We start from the raw sequence: 19,269 nt of genomic DNA, 5'->3' as shown, positions 1-19,269 counted from the left end.
TTATTTTGAGCTAATATTTTAGCGGATGGATTACAGAATGCGAATTTTGCAGTGTTTTAAACTGCTACCTTTTAATCTTAATCAGAAACACCATAAATGGCTTCTTACTTGGTGAGCAACACCTGGTAGAGTGAAGGTCAATTGCATTAACTCGCCTTAGCTTATTGAATATATTACTCTGCAAAACCAGCAATGATTTTCTTTCCTTTTTCCCCACCCCAATGATCCGCTAGAAGGTATTGGGGCGTTACGACATGAGTGGAGGGAATAAAGGTCAATTTATAAAATACCTCCTCCCCCTCACAAACTTCGTAATATACCGAATAGAGTTCATCATTAAGTGGTAAATAAATCTTAAATTTTTCAGCGGCTGATGCGACTTCCAGTTGATCTTTGTCAACGACATAAAAAGGGGCAAGGATGCAGCGTTGGCAAGCTGGGTCCATCTTGAACTCATGGCATATAGACAAAATAACATTTGCCCCAAATGCGCCCTCCACAATAGGATCAAATAATAAATAATCTCTATGCAGAAGTGCGCCTTGGGTAATATTGCCACGCCCCCATTGACTCAAATCTTCATTAAACTCCCTAGAGCGCACAATAATCTGACTATGTGAGATTAAGAGATCCACTGTCTGGGTACTATCCACTTGCATAATGAACCTCAAATTATGGTAAAGCAGGGAAAGTGAGTGAACTGCCGATACCTAACGGTAAGCCTAATGCCCAATATCCCAGCAAGAAACCGCTCCATAGCAATAGAAAACTGATTGAAAACGGTAACATGAGCGCCACTAGGGTACCTATGCCCGATTCCTTAACGTATTTTTGGCAGAACACCACAATCAATGGAAAGTAAGGCATTAGCGGTGTGATGATATTGGTTGATGAATCGCCCACTCGATAAGCGGCTTGAGTCAAATCGGGTGATACGCCTAGTTCCATTAACATTGGCACCATAATGGCACCAATAAGCGCCCATTTCGCCGATGCGGAGCCCACTAATAGATTGACTAACGCGGTGAGAAATACAATGCCGACTAGCGTAACCCCCATAGGAAGGGCTAACTCTTTTAACGCCAATGCGCCTTTAATCGCCATTAACGCCCCTAAATTGGATTGGCCGAAAGCATAAATAAATTGCGCACAGAAAAAGGCCATAACGATGTAATAACCCATGCCACTCATGGATTTGCTCATACCTTGAATAATGGCTCTGTGATTATTAGCCGTACCTGCGGCATAGCCATAAACTATGCCGGGGATGAGGAAGAACACAAAAATAATCGCCACAATTGACCGCATTAAAGGCGCTGAAGCACTGGTGAGTGCCCCGTCTTCACCACGCCAAGCGGAGTGATCTCCGTAGGCGGTTAATACTAGGGCTAAAGCACAAAACAACATGGAAGCCATGGCAAATCTCAGTCCGCGGCGCTCATGGGGCTGAAGTTCATCTAGAGTTGGGAGTGTCGCTGGATCGCCATTCACTGTAGTGTTTTTCAGGCGTGGTTCGATGATTTTATCGGTAATGAACCAGCCAACTAAGATAATTAAGAGGGCTGACGCTGAGGTAAAGAAGATGTTATTCAGTGGGTTAATGGTGAGATCTGCGGCAGCGGGATCGGCCGATAATCTTGCCGCCGCTTGCGTTAACCCCGCTAACATAGGATCAAGACTCGATGGCACACCAACCGTTGCCGAAAAACCACCTGATACGCCCGCAAACGCCGCGGCAATCCCCGCCAAGGGATGACGGCCTGCGGCATAAAAAATCACCGCACCGAGCGGGATAACGAGCACATAACCTGCATCCACTGCAACATGGCTCAGAATTCCCACGGCGATCAGTACCGGAGTCAGCAACATTTTTGGGGTAACAGATAAAATGGAACGCAGCCCAGCATTAATAAAGCCCGTATGCTCAGCAACACCAAGGCCGAGCATAGCAACCAGCACAACACCTAGCGGCGGGAAGGTCACAAAGGTCGACACCATCGTTGATGTAAAAGCGGTTAATGCCGCGCCATCTAACATATTGACAATTTGAATGGGGTTGCCACTACGGGGATCGATCTCATCAAAACTGACGCCAGATAACCACCAAGAGATCAGCCAGACCAAGCCTAAAAACATGGCAAATAATACGGCGGGATCTGGAAGTTTATTTCCTACAGTTTCTACCGTATTGAGAAATCGCTGAAATCCGGTGGCAGATTTATGATTAACCATATGGGCGCCTTATTGCTCTAAATAATGATGGTTGATATTCGTTCTAAATAAGAAACCGTGATTAGTTACTTTAGGTTTTAGGTTTCGTTAATAGTATTAATGCTTAAAGTTTAGAGTGTTACAGCATTAATGCTATTGCTAATTTAGTGCGGCTACATTATCACGATTGTATCTTCATGGTCTATGGTGGTTAGGATTGGCAATTAAGTAGGTAAATTATCTTAGAAGTTTATTTTATTGTTAGCGAATACGGCTGTCATTACCGTGTCATCCGTTCGACTTATATTCTGGCTTCGATTTGATGAATATAAAGAGGTTATTCGTGCGTAAAGTGATCAAGCTTAATATGGTTTTATTGTCTTCTCTAATGGTGTTATCTGGTTGTAATTCAGACTCAGAAGACACTCACCCGACACCTATTGAACCCACGGGGCGTTGGTTAAAGGGTGACTTGCATGTGCATACCGCTGTTTCGCAGGATGCCCGCGAAACCCAGTCTGATATTTTGAAGTGGGCGTTTGATGACTTCAATTTAGACTATGTCGCATTATCCAATCACATGCGCGATAACAGCCAAGATAATGATGATAATGATTTGGGTGGGTTACTTTTTTACGATGCACTTGTTCAGTATGAAAATCCTGGCCTTAAGGCCTCTATGTCTAAATACGCCGGCAAACTGGCCTACTCGAGTTTCGAGTGGGATATGCCTACCCATGAGCATTTTAATATCGGTATTCTCGGCGATGAGTCTGAAGTTCTTGCGGCGATTAAGACGTTCGAATATCGATTTAGTAGTAAAAATAGTATTGAAGACTTTAATGCTAAAGATGTTGCCGCTTGGGAGGCTGCGGGTGACACCCGTCAAAATCAGACTCACCAAGATGCCATCGCTGCCTTGACGTGGCTAGAGACTCACTATCCTGATAGTAGCTATGGCATGTTAAATCATCCTCGTCGCTATTTAACCAGCTATACCATTAAAGATGTCAGGGAGTTGAATGATGCAGCACCCAATGTGTTCTTTTTAGTTGAAGGTTTGGTTGGTGGACAATTTAGCGGTAATCGGGGTGATTATGCTGAGCGCAGTAGCGGTGTCTATGGCGGAGTCGATCCTGTGGTAGCGCAAGTCGGCGGTTGGTGGGATGCGTTGTTAGGTGAAGGTCGCCAGATATGGAATATGGGTAATTCTGATATCCACTTTAAAACGCGCCCACCTTATGCAAGCAGCTATTATCCCGGTGAATATGCTAAAAGTTATACTTGGGTCGATGGTAATGATACTAAAGCCCTCTTGGACGGTTTGCGTTCTGGGAATAGCTTTTCAGTATTTGGTGATCTGATCGATGCCTTGGATTTTAGGCTTGAAAGTAGTCATCATAGCGCCACTATGGGGCAAACTTTGGTGGCGAAAGCGGGAGATAAGTTAACTCTGACTATTCGCTTTAAAAGCCCCACAATGAATAATAAAGAATCAGATATCGGTAATGAAATTTATGCGGGAGTTAACCCTGGTGTGCATCATATCGACTTGATTGCAGGTAATGTGGGGCCGCGTGCTGAAGCGGGGACAACGGCATATGAAAAGGAAACTAACGATTCAACCTTAGTGGTTAAGACTTTTACCAGTGCTGATTGGCAAAAAGATGCCGATGGATACTACAGCATGAGTTACAGCTTTATTGCTGATAAGCATCAATATTTCCGTTTACGTGGTACTAATCTAGATTACAACCAAGCTAATCTCACGGAAAAAGGCAATCCCTTAAAGTCTGCTGTGATTAATAAAGAAGATGATGAATCTGTTCAGGCTTGGTATAACAAAATTAATGACCGTAACTATGATGACCTGTGGTTTTATTCCAATCCTGTGTTTGTCAATACGGGCAAATAAGCCTCTTTAACGGTGATTAAATCACCTGAGTGGGATCATAAAAATCCCCCCAAGCGATAATCACTTGGGGGATTTTTATTAGCGAGATACCGTTATTAACTTATTGGTGCAGCTTCTTTCTTTAACTGACGAGAGTAAATTAATAGATAAAGTGCGGGTAGTACAAAGAGCGACAGGATTGGCGCTGTGACCATACCACCGACCATAGGTGCGGCGATTTTTTGCATCACATCGTTACCCGAACCCGCGCCCCACATAATGGGCAGTAGGCCAAAAAAGATAGTGGCGACTGTCATCGCTTTGGGGCGAATACGCATAACAGCACCTTCAATTAAAGCTTCTTTGAGATCGGTAACTGTATGGTAGTTATTCTTCTCTTGCCTGTGCTTAATCGCATTATTAAGGTAAATCAGCATGATTACCCCAAACTCCGCGGCAACGCCCGCCAACGCAATCATACCGACTGCAACGGCGACTGAGATGTTGTAATCCAGTAGATACAATAGCCAAGTGCTGCCGACCAGCGCGAATGGGAGGCTGAGCATGATAATACTCGCCTGCAAAGTAGAGCCAAATGTCATCATCAACAGGATGAATATCACACCTAAGGCCATAGGGATCACTTGCTTCAGTTTTGCATCTACCCGTTGCATATATTCATACTGGCCTGCGAAGGTATAGCTGTAGCGCGGGGGCACTTTAAGTTCGGCAGTTAATGCTTGCTTGGCAGTAGTAATATATTCGCCGATAGACGTGCCTTCAATATCGATAAACACCCAAGAGATTAAGCGACCGTTTTCACTGGTGAGCATAGGTGCGCCATCGGTGATTTCGATATCCGCTAAATTTCGCAGTGGCAGGTAATTTCCCGATTTAGTGATCACAGGGAGTTCACGTAGCTTCTCAATATTATCGCGTAGCTCACGGGGATAACGTAGGTTGATGGGATAACGCTCAGCCCCTTGTACTGATTCACCAATATCCATACCGCCAATGGCGTAACGTACTACATCTTGAATATCCTGCAATGACATACCGTAACGTGCAGCCACATCGAGTTTTGGGGTGATATCGATATAACGCCCGCCGCCACTGCGTTCGGCATAGGCCGACTTAGTGTGTGGCACTCTACTGAGAATGGCCTCTATTTCTGCTCCTAGGCTTTGTAGTTCGTTCACATCGGCGCCGGTGATCTTAATGCCAACGGGGGTTTTTATCCCAGTCGAGAGCATATCGATACGGGTTTTGATGGGTTGAACCCAAGCATTCGTGATACCCGGCACTTTCACCGTTTGTTGTAGTTGAGCGATGATGCCATCTAAGGTCATACCCTCGCGCCATTCTTCATGGGGTTTAAGCATGATGGTGGTTTCGAGCATAGTTAACGGCGCGGGATCGGTCGCAGTCTCGGCGCGGCCCACCTTACCAAATACGCGGGCGACTTCGGGGACGGTTTTAATCAAACGATCGGTTTGCTGTAACACTTCGGCGGCTTTGCCCGCACTGAGTCCTGGTAACGCGGTTGGCATATAGAGTAAATCGCCTTCTTCTAACTCGGGCATAAACTCACTGCCCATGCGCGTCATCGGATACCAAGCGCTGACTAAGGCAATCAACGCTAATGCTAAGGTGATTTTAGGGAACCTAAGTACCAGATTAAGCGATGGCTTATATAAAGCGATCAGCACGCGACTGATGGGATTTTTATGCTCACTCGGAATTTTTCCCCGAATAAAATAGCCCATTAAGACTGGCACTAATGTGATTGCTAATAATGCGGAAGCGGCCATAGCAAAGGATTTGGTATAGGCCAGCGGCGCAAATAAACGGCCTTCCTGGGCTTCGAGTGCAAACACAGGTACAAAACTTAAGGTAATAATAATTAAAGAGAAAAATAGTGCTGGGCCAACCTCAATCGAGGCTTCGGTGACGATCCGCCAGTGTTCTTTGGTATCGGGTTCTCGGTTGTGTTCTGTGTGAAACTGCTCCAAATGTTTGTGCAGGTTTTCAATCATCACAATTGCGCCGTCCACCACCGCGCCAATGGCAATCGCGATACCCCCAAGACTCATAATGTTGGCATTGACCCCCATCTTATTCATTACGATAAAGGCAATCAGGATTGAAAGCGGCAGGGTAATGATGGCGACTAAGGTTGAGCGTGCATGCAGTAAAAACAGCAGGCAGACCAGCCCTACTACTAACATCTCTTCGACAACTTTGCTGAACAGGTTATCAACGGAATTAAGGATTAATTGGGATCTGTCGTAGGTGGGGATGATTTCAACCCCATCGGGTAAACCAGCTTTCAGTTCTTCAAGCTTAGCTTTTACGGCATCAATCGTGGATAAAGCATTTTCGCCGTAGCGCATCACAATAATGCCGCCTACGACTTCACCTTCACCATCGAGTTCGGCTATACCGCGGCGTGAGGCCGGGCCTTTGCGCACGGTGGCGACATCCTTGAGTAATAGACCTGTGCCTGAAGGGCTGGTGATGCCTAATGGAATTTCGCGGAAATCCTCAAGGGTTTGACGATACCCTTTGGCGCGCACCATATACTCGGCTTCAGCCATTTCGATGACCGAGCCACCCGCTTCGCTATTAGATTTTTCTATCGCATCTTTAATGCTGGCGATATCCAGTTTATAGATCGCCATTTTGTCGGGTTCGAGCACAATCTGATAGGTCTGCTCCATGCCACCGACGGTTGCGACTTCAGACACGCCAGCCACGCTTTGTAGCTCTAATTTAAGATACCAGTCCTGCAGGCTTTTGAGCTGTGATAAATCTAAACTGCCGGAGCGATCGACCAACGCATATTCAAACACCCAACCCACACCTGAGGCATCGGGGCCAAGGGACGGTTGTACGCCTTGGGGTAAACGGCTACTGATCTGACTTAAGTATTCTAATACCCGTGAGCGCGCCCAGTAGATATCTGTGCCATCTTCGAAAATCACATAGACATAGGAGTCGCCGAACATGGAATAGCCACGTACCGTTTTGGCACCGGGTACAGCTAACATGGCCGTAGATAAAGGATAAGTGACTTGTTCTTCTACCAATTTAGGCGCTTGCCCAGGATAGGACGTTTTAATAATCACTTGCACATCCGACAGATCGGGCAAGGCATCGAGTGGCGTTTTACGCAACTCTTGTACGCCCCAGACAGTGATCATGATGGCAATGATCAACACCATAAGTCGTTGTCTGATGGAGGCTTCGATAATGTACTTTAACATGATGCGCTCCTAGTGCTGATGACCGCTGCTTAAACGCATTAAACTGCCCTTGAGGCTGGCTTCGGAGTCGAGTAAAAATTGCCCTGAGATCACCACGCGCTCGCCCTCGGTTAAGCCCGAGACAATCTCAGCTTTACCCTGACTCATCATGCCGACGGTCACGACTTTAGCGGCAAAACTATTGTCGTCTTGTTTGACTATCACGCGATTCTCTTTACCCGTTTGGATTAAGGCTTCCTGTGGGATTACTAGCGTGTCTTTATTGGGGCCGCCAAAAAGCGAGACCTTAGCGAGGGTTTTAGGTCTAAGGGAAACATGGGTGTTATTGAGCACAACACGCACTCGCAAGCTACGCGTGACAGGATCAAGTTCCGGATAGATATAATCTATAGTGCCTTTTATCCCGCTTAAGTTCATGGCGGGCACAGCCACTTCAGCCTGTTGGCCTTTGACTATCCAGCTTTGTTCATTTTCAAACACATCGGCTATGACCCATACCTTAGAGAGATCGACTAACGACATCACTTCGGTGGATGGCTCAATATACATACCATCGCGGATAGACAGTGTTTCGACTACACCATCCTGTTGTGCATAAAAGGGTACCCGATATTGGGTTTGGCGCGAGTCGGCTAATTGCTTGATTTGTTGCTCGGTAAATCCTAAAAATGACAGTCTTAAGCCTGCTCTACGAACAAGATCCTGATATCTCTGATTGCCTGCTGTTTTGGCGGTATCTAAGGCGAGTAAATAATCATCCTGAGCATTGACTAAATCGGGTGAATAGATTTCATAGAGTAGCTGCCCTTTTTTGACTGTGTCTCCCATGGACTTTACCATCAGTTTTTCAACCCAACCCGTTACTCGAGCATGGATATGCGTTATTTGGCTTTCATCGTAATCCACTTGTCCAACGGTTTCGACAAATTTCCACAGTGTGTCGCGTTCAACCTTGGCGACTTTGAGTGCCAGCGCTTGCTGCATACTGCCGGAAACATTGATATTGATTTCTTGGGTATTGCCGCCCGTTTCGACTTTTTCTAAATTCATACCGCAGATAGGGCACGTACCGGGCACATCGCTGATGATGTGGGCATGCATAGGGCAAATGTATTTAGTTGTTGTTTCTTCGCTGGTTTTTTTAACGAGATTGTTAGCCTTAGGGGTTGGTGTGTCGAACACTTGACTTGCCGCTTTCGTGGTCGAGGTGTGCGCATGGTCTGTCGCTAAGTGATCTGTATGTTGATGTTCAGCATGTGGATCTGCTGAATTGGTATCGGTGCCTTCCTTTTCAACTAAAAACATATTGCACTTAGGGCAGCGACCGGGTTCATGGCTGAGCACTTCCGGATGCATTGGACAAGTGTAAGTTTTTACTTGGTTTAGTTCGGTACTTTTCGGTGAATGATCTGTGGTCCCAGCTGTACCCGATGCGAAAACCTTTTCACTCGATAGTTGAGCATGGCTTAACGGTAATCCCAGCAGTAAGCTGCTTAGGATTAGTACGGCATTGGGTGCCTGCTTTTTTACGGTTTTAAATGGATTCATATGCCTCATCTCCAGCAAAGCTTAGTGGTGTTTGTGGGCGTTTTTCACCGCACCTTCAGCTGGTTTTGCTTCTGCTGCCTTTGGTTCTAAGTTCATACCACATTGAGGGCAAGTGTCCTCTTTGCCGCCTGTCACGTCAGGGTGCATAGGGCAAACATGGGTATGGGCTTGTTCCTGTGGATTGGCATTGCCGTGATGATGTTCGTGCGGCGTGGTCGTCGCAAATGAGTTTGTGCTCATTACCAATAATGCAATTAAGACAAGATTAGTTAATATTTTCATATAGTTCACTCCATCGGATTTACGGCCGAATATAAGCGCATCACATGATAATGAACGTCAGCATTCTTGGTGGTTAACATGCCAAGATTGATGATTGCTCAGTTATACAAGTTGCAGTGCTTGGATGCCTAGGTTGACGATAAGGCACCACAATAAACGGCGAAATTGGGTGTTAGCTGTGGGCTAACCGAATTCTCGTTTTAGCTTAACTTTTACTCAGGGCTGATCAGCCCATTTAGGGCAAAGTAGGGCTAGGCTATCGGTGGTTTAAAGGCCGAAGACAAAGAGATAGAGTGGAAATGAGGCATAGGAGTGGCCATTGCAGTATCGCTTATGCTCACACTTGGCCAGAGGTGTGGGCTGAATAGAGTGCCAGCAACTGAAATCGTCAAACAATGACCACAATCATTTGAGCATGATGTGGTGCCATCACAGCAATGCTGTTGTTCGCCGGGAAGCGTTTCATCGTTACAGCAATCCGCGTTGGCGATTGAATGGGCGTCAGAAGTGTTCTCTGTGTTCATTTGCATCATTGCAGCATGATCCATTCCGTGGCTTGGCATCTTATGGTTCATCGCACTCATATCCATAGTGTGTGGCACCATGGCGTGACCATTAGACACGACACTTTGCCCGACGAGTGCGAGTAAAGTGAAGATGACAAATAGATAACGACTAAGAGTTTGATGCATAAGTATTCCAAATAATGAACGGCTCGATTCTAGCACAGCGGGATTCTGCTGCAATGCGTTAACTCACATTTCAGGGAATGACAAGACCTCATATTTATCTCAATGAGATACCCATTGGCTATCAATGGAGAACAGTTTTGCCAACATTGATATTGGTTTATGTCGTATCAGGGTATCAACAAAGTGTGCCATCGATTACAATTTCACATTATGAAAATAACTTTGTAAAAAGGTAGGTTTGTTTTTGCAAATATTCGATAACTTGCGATTGTTTGATGATTGCATTAGCTTTAGTTGAAGTGCATAAATGCTCTGCTATAGGTCTGTTTTGACCAATTATTGTCCTGATAGTTAGAGCTAGGTCTCATTTTGCGCTTTTAAGTTTAATTTAATCGATAGATTTAGGCTTAGAATCAAATTTCTAATAAGTGAAATAGCATAAACTAGACTTATAAAAACTAATTTTGGCAATTTTGGAGATAGAGTAATGAACTGGCGTGCACTATTTAAACCTAGCGCAAAATATTCAATTCTGGCGCTGATGGTCGTCGGTATTGTTATCGGCGTAGTGGGTTATTTCGCAACCCAACAAACCTTACATGCGACAAGTACGGATCAGTTCTGTATGTCCTGTCACAGCAACCATTCACTTAAGGATGAAGTTCTTGCATCTGCCCATGGTGGTGGTCGTGCGGGTGTGACCGTTCAATGTCAAGACTGTCATTTACCACATGGTCCTGTAGATTATTTGATCAAAAAAATCATTGTATCTAAAGACTTATATGGTTTCTTAACGATTGATGGCTTTAACACTCAAGCTTGGTTAGATGAAAACCGTAAAGAGCAAGCCGATCTAGCACTTAAGTATTTCCGCAGTAATGACTCCGCTAACTGTCAACACTGCCATACTCGCATTTATGAAAACCAGCCAGAAACTATGAAGCCTATGGCTGTCAGAATGCACACTAATAACTTTAAGAAAGATCCAGAAGCCAGAAAAACCTGTGTTGACTGCCATAAAGGTGTAGCTCACCCATATCCAAAAGGATAATAGGTTTTTAGCGATTCATACTTGAACTAAAAAGCCCTCTTTTGAGGGCTTTTTGCTGTCTGGAGCTAATTGAGTTAACTCGCTTGAGCCATCACTCGCTGACGATAAACTAACAGGCTAAAAATCCCGAAGATAAAGACTTGCAGATAGTCTGTTTTACGAAGTGGCAGTAAGTTCTTAAACAGCATATGGAAGATGGCCACTTGAAAGCAGTGCATCATGCAGGTAATGCCAAAAATAATATTTAAAACAATGGCGACATTACCGTCAAATGGCATGATGAGGTTATAGAACATCATCAGCCAAGCCACTAATGTAATCGTTTTGCCTAAGTTAATCAGCAAGGACATGGTTTTCCTCTTTTATCTCTGCAGTGTCTGCTTGTTGGTATTGATATAAACGGTAGCTCACTTGCCCTGCATTCTTTTCTTTTAAGGCATGCCAGCGGGAAGGGATGGCGAGTTGCGTTAATTCAGACTCGATTTCGACATAAATCAAGGCACCATCATTGAGCCAACCTTGAGTATCTAGCAATTGAATCGTCTTTTCTGCCAATCCCTTACGAAAGGGGGGATCGATAAACACGACATCGAAACCTTGCGCACAGCCCTTTTGCAACACCACTAGAGTGTCAGCGTTGAGCACTTCGGCCTTATCGCATTTAAGGGTTTGGAGATTTTCTCTCAATTGTATGGCTGCGCCGCGTTGTAACTCGATAATTTTGGCAAAACTGGCATAGCGAGATAAGGCTTCAAGGGCTAAGGCGCCGCTGCCGCCGAAACAATCGAGTACACGTGCATTGACTATGTCATTGGCCAGCCAGTTAAAGAGTGTTTCGCGAACTCTGTCAGTCGTTGGGCGTAAACCTTCGAGATCTTGGATAGGTAGACGACGCGAGCGCCATTGGCCTGCAATGATCCGCACTTGTCCACTGCCGGGTTTATTTTTGGCGGTTTGACCCTTGGTCACATTATTTTTGACCGTTCGATGATTAACCAAAGTGCCCCCGTGATTTTGCCTGAAGAAAGAAAGTGGTAGACTGTGCCACCTTAATAAAGGCCGCTATTTTATATCAAAGTCTCACTAAAAGGTGAGAAGGCTAAGTGAGCTTAGCTAATTGCCGACTTTTTGGGCGTAATTGCTAAGGCAATCTGGTATAACATCAGGGTCTTATTCAAAATTCAATATTGCAGTAGAGCGTTGGAATCACACATGGCAAAGAAAGGTTTTTTCTCTTGGTTTCGTAAAGATAAGTCACAAGATGAGGTCGTCGCAGAAACGCCAGTTGTTACTCCAACACAAGATGATGCAACAGAGCGTTTAGCACAGCAGGAACAAGCTGAAGTGCAACAGGCTATAGAGGTCGAAGCTCACGCTCATGCTGAAAAACAGGCTGCGGAACAATTAACTGCCGAACAAGCACAGGTAAAAGCCGAAGCAGAGCAGTTTGCCCTAGAGCACGCTCGAATTGAAGCGCTGGACTTCGCTAAACAGCAAGCCGAAGCAACACGTTTGGCCACAGAACAACTCAGGGCCGAAAAGCATGCAGCTGAGGCCTTAGCCGTCGCACAGTTAGCAGCAGAGCAACGCATCGTAGAACAATTGGCAGCACAGCAGTTAGCGGCCGAGAAAGCCGCTGCAGAGCAACTAGCTCAAGCTGAAACTGCACAAGCTGTTGAGCCCGCGGCCGAATTACAGCCAGAGCCGCAGGAAAGACCCGTTAAGGAAGGATTATTTGCTCGCCTGAAACGCGGCTTGATGCGTACCAGCGAGAATATTGGCAGTGGTTTTATCGGCCTATTTCGCGGCAAGAAAATTGACGATGATCTGTTTGAAGAACTCGAAGAACAATTATTAATCGCCGACGTTGGCGTCGAAACTACCACTCGATTAATCAATAAGTTGACTGAACATGCCTCACGTAAGCAGCTTAAAGATGCTGAGGCACTATATGATTTACTGCGTGATGAGTTGCAAAAAACACTCGATCCCGTCGCTATTCCGTTAGTGCCCAATAATGCCAATGGCCCATTTGTTATCTTAATGGTTGGCGTCAATGGTGTGGGTAAAACTACTACTATCGGTAAGTTGGCTAAACAATATCAAAGCCAAGGTAAGTCTGTGATGTTAGCCGCCGGTGATACCTTCCGCGCGGCAGCTGTTGAGCAATTACAGGTTTGGGGACAACGCAACGATATTACCGTCGTCGCCCAGCATACAGGAGCAGACAGTGCCTCTGTATTGTTCGATGCACTGCAAGCCGCTAAAGCGCGTAAAGTCGATGTGTTGATTGCCGACACAGCGGGTCGCTTACAAAATAAAGCCCATTTGATGGAAGAACTAAAGAAAGTGGTGCGGGTGATGAAGAAGCTCGATCCAGAAGCGCCGCACGAGGTCATGCTAACACTGGATGCGAGTACAGGCCAAAATGCGATAAGCCAAGCAAAGTTATTCCAAGAAGCCGTAGGTGTTACAGGGCTTACTATCAGTAAGTTAGATGGAACCGCAAAGGGTGGTGTGGTATTTGCGATTGCCGACAAGTTTAATATTCCGATCCGTTACATCGGTGTCGGTGAGCAAATTGATGATTTGCGGACTTTTAATTCAAAAGAATTTATCGATGCCTTGTTCACTCAAGAAAAAGCGGATAGCTAATTTATGATTGATTTTCAGCAGGTCAGTAAGATTTATCCTGGCGGCCAGATGGCGCTGGAAGATGTGAATTTTCATCTACAACAAGGTGAAATGGCATTTTTAACCGGCCATTCTGGTGCGGGTAAAAGTACGCTGTTGAAATTAATCACGGTTATCGAAAGGGCGACAACGGGGCGCGTAGCGATTAACGGCCATGATATTGCCAAAATTAGTGCGAAGCATGTGCCTTATTTACGTCGCAATATCGGGATGATTTTTCAAAGCCATCATCTGTTGATGGACCGTAGCGTGTTCGACAACGTGGCCTTACCGCTGGTGATAGAAGGTTTCTCCCATGGCGAAATTCGTAAGCGCGTTGCTGGAGCGCTCGACATGGTCGGTTTATATGGTAAAGAGCGGCATAACCCGATTATGTTGTCCGGCGGTGAACAGCAACGTGTAGGTATCGCCCGTGCGATTGTAAACAAGCCACCATTGCTACTTGCCGATGAACCTACAGGCAACTTAGATCCTAAATTATCGATGGATATTCTCCGTCTATTTGAAACCTTCAATGACGCGGGCACGAGCGTGTTAATCGCCACCCATGATCTGGGACTGATTGCACGAATGAAGTACCGCACTTTCACCCTAAAACAAGGTCGAATGTTAGGCTCACAGGAACTTCACCACAGCGTACATACTCGCAGTAAACCGACTGTTAAAGGTGATGGCCAATGAGCAATACAGCTAAATTAACGCGCAGTAAGTTACCGCTTTCTGGTCGGATAGTGATGTTTTTTATTCGCCATGTGCAGCAGGCAATGGCGAGTATGGGCGAACTGTGGCGTAATCCTGTATCTTCGGTAATGACCATGGCGGTGCTGGGTGTAAGCTTAAGTTTGCCCGCTGCGCTGCAGGTTTTAGTCAAGAATGCTGAAACGATTACAAGTTCATGGAACAGTGCCGCGGAGATATCATTATTTATTGATGAAAACCGCAGTGACCAAACGATTCAAAGTTTGCTGACACGTATTCGTCTTTATTCTGAGGTGGACAAAGTCCAGTACATCGATCGCAACCAAGCGTTAGAGGAGTTTCAGCGTCTATCAGGCTTTGGTGAAGCGCTGGCCTATCTTGATAAAAACCCTCTGCCAGCAGTGATAACGGTAACCCCCACACCGAGATACTCCACGCCTATAGGTGCACGTGAGCTATTAACTAAGTTAGAGCGCGAACCTGAAATTAGCTTTGGACGTTTAGATATTGAATGGCTTGAGCGTTTACAGGCGGTAGTGCGTTTGCTTGAGCGCACTGTGATGGCGATTGCGGCTTTACTGGTATTGGCTGTTGTGCTGGTCATAGGCAACACAATTCGTCTAGCGATTATGAACCGCCGTACCGAAATAGAAGTGATGAAATTAGTGGGGGCAACCGAGTCTTTTATCCAAAGACCCTTCCTTTATACTGGTATTTGGTATGGGGTGATTGGTGGAATATTAGCTTGGATTATCATTAATTTACTTGTTTTGTATCTTGACTCCGCCCTTGCTGAGTTATTGGGTTTGTACGGTAGTCAACTTGAAATGAAATCACTCACTTTATTAGAGTTACTACAATTGGTGGGGTTAGCATCCTTCCTAGGCTGGTTGGGTTCGTATTTATCCGTCAGACAACACCTACGGGCAATAGAACCCTCTTAGTTCATTAGCATTAAAGTGAATAGGTAAAACCTTTACGATGAACTTTTGTTCACTTGCAATGTCTATTCAACGGGGTTAAAAGTAACGCCTTAGATGAGCAGAAGTAACCCCCAAGACGAGCCAAGGTTGACATACTCTGTCAATTAGCCGATAGTTCGTCAGCCTATTCTTGAGGTGTTTTGCTATAATCCAAGATGGCAATCGACTTATATTTGATAAGTATTTGGTAAGAAAAGTAGGAGCGCGAATGACCTTTCAAACGCAATCAATGGCACTGACAGTCCCACAGGGCAGTAGTAGTCTAGAGGCTTATATCCATTCAGTGACTAGCATCAGTATGCTGGACGCTGAGGCTGAGTATGAGTTAGCCAAGCGTTTGCAGGAAACGGGTGATCTGCAAGCAGCGAAGCAACTGATTATGTCGCATTTACGCTTTGTTGTGCATGTTGCAAAAGGCTATTCAGGTTACGGTCTGCCACAGGCGGATTTGATCCAAGAAGGCAATATCGGTCTAATGAAAGCAGTAAAACGCTTCGACCCCGATGTTGGCGTACGTCTGGTGTCCTTTGCTGTGCACTGGATCAAAGCAGAAATTCATGAATATGTGCTGAAAAACTGGCGCATTGTTAAAGTCGCCACCACGAAAGCACAACGTAAGTTGTTCTTTAACATCCGTAAAGCGAAAAAACGCTTAGGTTGGTTTAGCGATGAAGAAGTCACTATGGTGGCTGAAAATTTAGGTGTATCTAAAGCTGATGTGACCGAAATGGAATCACGTATGGCAGCCCAAGATCCCGCGTTTGATTTGACCAGTGATAATGATGACGAACAGGATTTTGCCCCAGTTCATTATCTTGAAGATCATTCGTCAGATTTAGCCGAAAACATCGAAAACGACAACTGGGAATCCAATGCCCAAGGTCGTTTATTATCGGCCATCAAAACCTTAGACGAACGTAGCCAGCATATTCTGCGCGCCCGTTGGTTAGATGACGATAAAACCACCCTGCAAGAATTGGCAGAAACCTATCAAGTCTCGGCTGAGCGTATTCGCCAGTTAGAGAAAAACGCCATGAACAAGCTTAAGGCCTGTATGGAAGCCTAACTAGGTTGCGTTTTATTTCGATGTTAGAAACAAAAAACCTGCTTCGGCAGGTTTTTTTATGGGAAAAAGAATAGATTTAATCGCGCCATTTAAAGTGAATTTCGCTATAGCTATAAAGCTCAATTGTATTGAAACGTACGCGACTATGGCTGATTTCACCACGAGACATCGGATTTGTCCTACATTTAGAGCCGTTATAAATAGTTAATATATGGCTAACTTTTGAGCCTCAATTCGTAAAGTTATTTTCGATGTTTATTATCGAACGGTTTGTTCCTCCGCATTTTGAGTATTGCCTTAAGCAAGTTGATATAGACATTGAACATGGAAGGTTTGGCCGGGTGGCGATGGATTGTGTCTAAGGAAAGCTTCTAAGTTAGAAGGAATGCCTGCCAATTTACGATAGATACTCAATATGCGGCTTTTTATTGTTTAAAAAAGGTGGGAAGTTATGTTCTCAATGATCACTAAGTTAGCCCTATCATCAGAATCTGGTTGGGGTACTGCATTTCGTGTCAATGGGGGCGTCGAAGTATGTCAGCAGAGCTTGTTTTGGTTAGTTTGCAAGGGTATCGCTTTTGAACCCGAGGACTTAAAGCTTAGTTATGTATTGGGAACTGAGGTCATTCTATGCCAATTTGAGACGAGAGTTTTAATTGAGTTGCTTAAAAAAAATAACATTCATTATTTTCAAGACGATAGCCAAGTACGATGGTTGCTGCCCCGCAATGTCTCAACAATCTTCTATGCGCAGTGGAAGAATAGTATAGCGGTTGATCTTAACCAAACTTGTGCTGACTACTGTTTTGTTTAACGCTTATTCTTGCCATGACATTTTTATATGAATGAGTAGTGTTTTAAACTAGATAAGTGTGATTAGTTAGTTATAAATTTTTAATCTATCAATAAGTACATTTATTGCCAGTAAATATACTTCAGAACATCCATTCTTGGTCGATAGTTAGGAGGTGTCCTACAAATCGAAATGGGTGATGAGATGTTAAAGGTATCGTTATTCGGCGTAACTACAGTCATGTTGAGCGCGGTGATAAGCTGTAACGTAATAGCAAAAACTGAGTTTAGAACTCTTTCTTTTCAAGGTGAGATAGCAGAACCAAGTTGCTACTCCGATCTATCTACCATTTCTTGTTATGACCAAAATTTTAATCAATTTCTTACCCAAGTTATACAGCCTAAGATATTGCCGAACGCTATGTATAGTGGCGAAAAACGTGTTTTATCAACTCAGTTCAAACAAATTAATAATCTAGTATTTAGCCGAAAAAATGAGAATGAAGTTATTCTTGCTCTTCATTATAATTGAGGCACAATTTTGTTATAAATAATGGCGGTTTCATTTTTTGAAATCGCTTTTTCATTTTTATCTTTAGTATATTTATTGTCAGAAATTTCCTACAAGATCGCAAGCCTGGTCCTATATGTAATTCTTGGTGTTGTTGCTATTGTGTGCTCAGCTTTGATGAGCCATAACCTTAATATTTCTATATAGTGATAACAGTAGGATGTCTGATGAAAAAATTAACGCTATCTATTTTAGTTTTAGGTGCATTGTTTGGTACTAGTGTTCAAGCGAATAATACTATTACTTTTTTGGGTGAAGTATCGGACCAAACTTGTGAAGTGGCGATTAACGGAAATGCGGCTAATCCCAGTGTCTTGCTACCAACTGTTTCTACGGCTCAACTTGCCACTGCAGGCTCTGTTGCTGGTGAAACACCTTTTACCATTTCAGTCAGTGGTTGTACTGTCAATGCAACGCAAGCTTTACCTATTAAAACTGTATTTTTGGGTAACAATGTCACAACTGCAGGTAACTTAGGTAATACTGGTACAGCAACGAATGTAGCATTACAGCTTCTTGATTCAGTTGGTGGAACGGAAATCAATTTAACAGTAGGAAGTGCTGTTGATGGATTAAATGTTGCTGCAGGTGCAGACTCTGCCTCCCATGATTTTGCTGTGCAGTATATTTCTGAAACTGGCAGTGCAACAGCAGGTCGTGTGATTAGCTCTGTCCAATATGCAGTTTCTTATCTTTAATATACGATAAATTATGATTATTCGCTCACCCAGCCCATGGGTGAGCGCTGCTGCTTTTTGGGGCTTCTATGATTTTGTCTAGCTTACTTCTTCGTTTAATATTTTTGACTCTACTCATGATCGGTTTTTCAGTTAATGCGAGTGTGGTCATGACCAATACGCGAGTCATTTATCCTAGTGATGCTAAAGAGCGCAGTGTTCAGTTGACCAATAACGATGCTTTTCCAAATGTTGTTCAGGTCTGGACTGATATTAATAACCCTGAGTCGACACCTGAGTATGCTGACGGCCCATTTTTGGCCTTACCCGCTATTTTTAGAATAGAGCCTAAGCGAGGGCAGTTAATTCGCTTAATTTATAGCGGTGGTGAGCTGCCAAAAGACCGTGAGAGTGTATTTTATCTTAATTTTCTACAGATACCTCCATTATCGAAAGAAAATGCTGGTGAAAATCAGATGCTAGTGATGCTCAAAAATAGAGTGAAAATATTTTATCGGCCTGTAGAGATTGAATCTAATCCAGATGATGTGGCAAAAGAGATTGCCTTTGATGTTCAGTATGCTGATGCTGGAATTCACCTTGATGTGAAAAATAATGCGGCTTTTTTTGCCTCTTTTGTTGAGGCAAAAATTAAGTCTGGTAAACAAGAGTTAATCATCCCTATTACTATGCTTGAACCTAAGTCTAATCAATTGATAGACATTCAGAATCAGCAGTTTGTCATTACATATCCAATGACAATTGAATTCACTTTAGTAAATGATTACGGCGGATTTGTAAAAAGTGAATATGTCATTGCATCTGAACATCATTGATAAGATT

At 44.2% G+C, this 19,269-nt stretch carries 17 protein-coding genes; 9 read left to right on the top strand and 8 right to left on the bottom strand.

The window, feature by feature from the left end; translation table 11 throughout:
• Positions 1-173 precede the first annotated feature (173 nt).
• Together comJ and SPUTW3181_RS20360 are read right to left on the bottom strand one after the other, a co-directional pair.
• Positions 174-659, bottom strand: a complete 486-nt coding sequence (gene comJ / locus SPUTW3181_RS20365; protein ID WP_011791150.1) for a competence protein ComJ — start codon at positions 657-659, stop codon at positions 174-176.
• A gap of 13 nt (positions 660-672) precedes the next feature.
• Positions 673-2,232 (bottom strand): AbgT family transporter, encoded by a 1,560-nt coding sequence (locus tag SPUTW3181_RS20360; protein WP_011791149.1) that lies wholly within the window; start codon positions 2,230-2,232, stop codon positions 673-675.
• A 322-nt stretch (positions 2,233-2,554) separates the two neighbouring features.
• Between SPUTW3181_RS20360 and SPUTW3181_RS20355 the strand changes: the two genes are divergently transcribed.
• The gene (locus SPUTW3181_RS20355) at positions 2,555-4,126 is read left to right on the top strand and encodes a hypothetical protein (protein ID WP_011791148.1); all 1,572 of its coding nucleotides are present in this window, start codon (positions 2,555-2,557) and stop codon (positions 4,124-4,126) included.
• 95 nt (positions 4,127-4,221) lie between these two features.
• Here SPUTW3181_RS20355 and SPUTW3181_RS20350 read toward each other — a convergent pair whose 3' ends face one another.
• The 4 genes from SPUTW3181_RS20350 to SPUTW3181_RS20335 form a co-directional block, all read right to left on the bottom strand.
• Positions 4,222-7,371, bottom strand: coding sequence for an efflux RND transporter permease subunit (locus tag SPUTW3181_RS20350; protein WP_011791147.1), 3,150 nt, complete (start codon positions 7,369-7,371; stop codon positions 4,222-4,224).
• Positions 7,372-7,380: 9 nt separating this feature from the next.
• On the bottom strand, positions 7,381-8,919 hold the full coding sequence (locus SPUTW3181_RS20345) for an efflux RND transporter periplasmic adaptor subunit (protein ID WP_011791146.1): 1,539 nt from the start codon (positions 8,917-8,919) through the stop codon (positions 7,381-7,383).
• Between the two features lie 21 nt (positions 8,920-8,940).
• Positions 8,941-9,201, bottom strand: coding sequence for a heavy metal-binding domain-containing protein (locus SPUTW3181_RS20340; protein ID WP_011791145.1), 261 nt, complete (start codon positions 9,199-9,201; stop codon positions 8,941-8,943).
• A 251-nt stretch (positions 9,202-9,452) separates the two neighbouring features.
• Positions 9,453-9,893, bottom strand: a complete 441-nt coding sequence (locus tag SPUTW3181_RS20335) for a hypothetical protein (RefSeq protein WP_011791144.1) — start codon at positions 9,891-9,893, stop codon at positions 9,453-9,455.
• 487 nt (positions 9,894-10,380) lie between these two features.
• On the opposite strand from SPUTW3181_RS20335, the gene cymA reads away from it, so the two are divergent.
• A complete protein-coding gene (cymA, locus tag SPUTW3181_RS20330) occupies positions 10,381-10,944 on the top strand; it encodes a NapC/NirT family cytochrome c CymA (RefSeq protein ID WP_011791143.1) in 564 nt (187 codons plus the stop codon).
• Between the two features lie 74 nt (positions 10,945-11,018).
• Here cymA and SPUTW3181_RS20325 read toward each other — a convergent pair whose 3' ends face one another.
• Positions 11,019-11,294 (bottom strand): DUF1145 domain-containing protein, encoded by a 276-nt coding sequence (locus tag SPUTW3181_RS20325; protein WP_011791142.1) that lies wholly within the window; start codon positions 11,292-11,294, stop codon positions 11,019-11,021.
• On the bottom strand, positions 11,278-11,943 hold the full coding sequence (gene rsmD / locus SPUTW3181_RS20320; RefSeq protein WP_011791141.1) for a 16S rRNA (guanine(966)-N(2))-methyltransferase RsmD: 666 nt from the start codon (positions 11,941-11,943) through the stop codon (positions 11,278-11,280). The genes SPUTW3181_RS20325 and rsmD overlap by 17 nt, the downstream gene beginning before the upstream one ends.
• Before the next feature lie 213 nt (positions 11,944-12,156).
• Here rsmD and ftsY point away from each other — a divergent pair, with 213 nt between their 5' ends.
• The 7 genes from ftsY (at position 12,157) to SPUTW3181_RS20280 (ending at position 19,262) form a co-directional block, all read left to right on the top strand.
• A complete protein-coding gene (ftsY, locus tag SPUTW3181_RS20315; protein WP_011791140.1) occupies positions 12,157-13,599 on the top strand; it encodes a signal recognition particle-docking protein FtsY in 1,443 nt (480 codons plus the stop codon).
• Between the two features lie 3 nt (positions 13,600-13,602).
• Positions 13,603-14,319 (top strand): cell division ATP-binding protein FtsE, encoded by a 717-nt coding sequence (gene ftsE / locus SPUTW3181_RS20310; protein ID WP_011791139.1) that lies wholly within the window; start codon positions 13,603-13,605, stop codon positions 14,317-14,319.
• A complete protein-coding gene (gene ftsX, locus SPUTW3181_RS20305) occupies positions 14,316-15,281 on the top strand; it encodes a permease-like cell division protein FtsX (protein WP_011791138.1) in 966 nt (321 codons plus the stop codon). The genes ftsE and ftsX overlap by 4 nt, the downstream gene beginning before the upstream one ends.
• Before the next feature lie 247 nt (positions 15,282-15,528).
• A complete protein-coding gene (rpoH, locus tag SPUTW3181_RS20300; protein WP_011791137.1) occupies positions 15,529-16,386 on the top strand; it encodes an RNA polymerase sigma factor RpoH in 858 nt (285 codons plus the stop codon).
• A gap of 451 nt (positions 16,387-16,837) precedes the next feature.
• A complete protein-coding gene (locus tag SPUTW3181_RS20295; RefSeq protein WP_025007980.1) occupies positions 16,838-17,200 on the top strand; it encodes a hypothetical protein in 363 nt (120 codons plus the stop codon).
• 716 nt (positions 17,201-17,916) lie between these two features.
• On the top strand, positions 17,917-18,447 hold the full coding sequence (locus tag SPUTW3181_RS20285) for a fimbrial protein (RefSeq protein ID WP_011791136.1): 531 nt from the start codon (positions 17,917-17,919) through the stop codon (positions 18,445-18,447).
• A 68-nt stretch (positions 18,448-18,515) separates the two neighbouring features.
• The gene (locus tag SPUTW3181_RS20280; protein WP_011791135.1) at positions 18,516-19,262 is read left to right on the top strand and encodes a molecular chaperone; all 747 of its coding nucleotides are present in this window, start codon (positions 18,516-18,518) and stop codon (positions 19,260-19,262) included.
• The last annotated feature ends 7 nt before the right edge of the window (positions 19,263-19,269 follow it).

This window comes from Shewanella sp. W3-18-1 (assembly GCF_000015185.1).
In the GTDB taxonomy this organism is placed as follows: Bacteria; Pseudomonadota; Gammaproteobacteria; order Enterobacterales; family Shewanellaceae; genus Shewanella; species Shewanella putrefaciens.
Note: the sequence above shows the minus strand (reverse complement) of the source record. Positions and strands in the feature narration are given on the sequence as shown.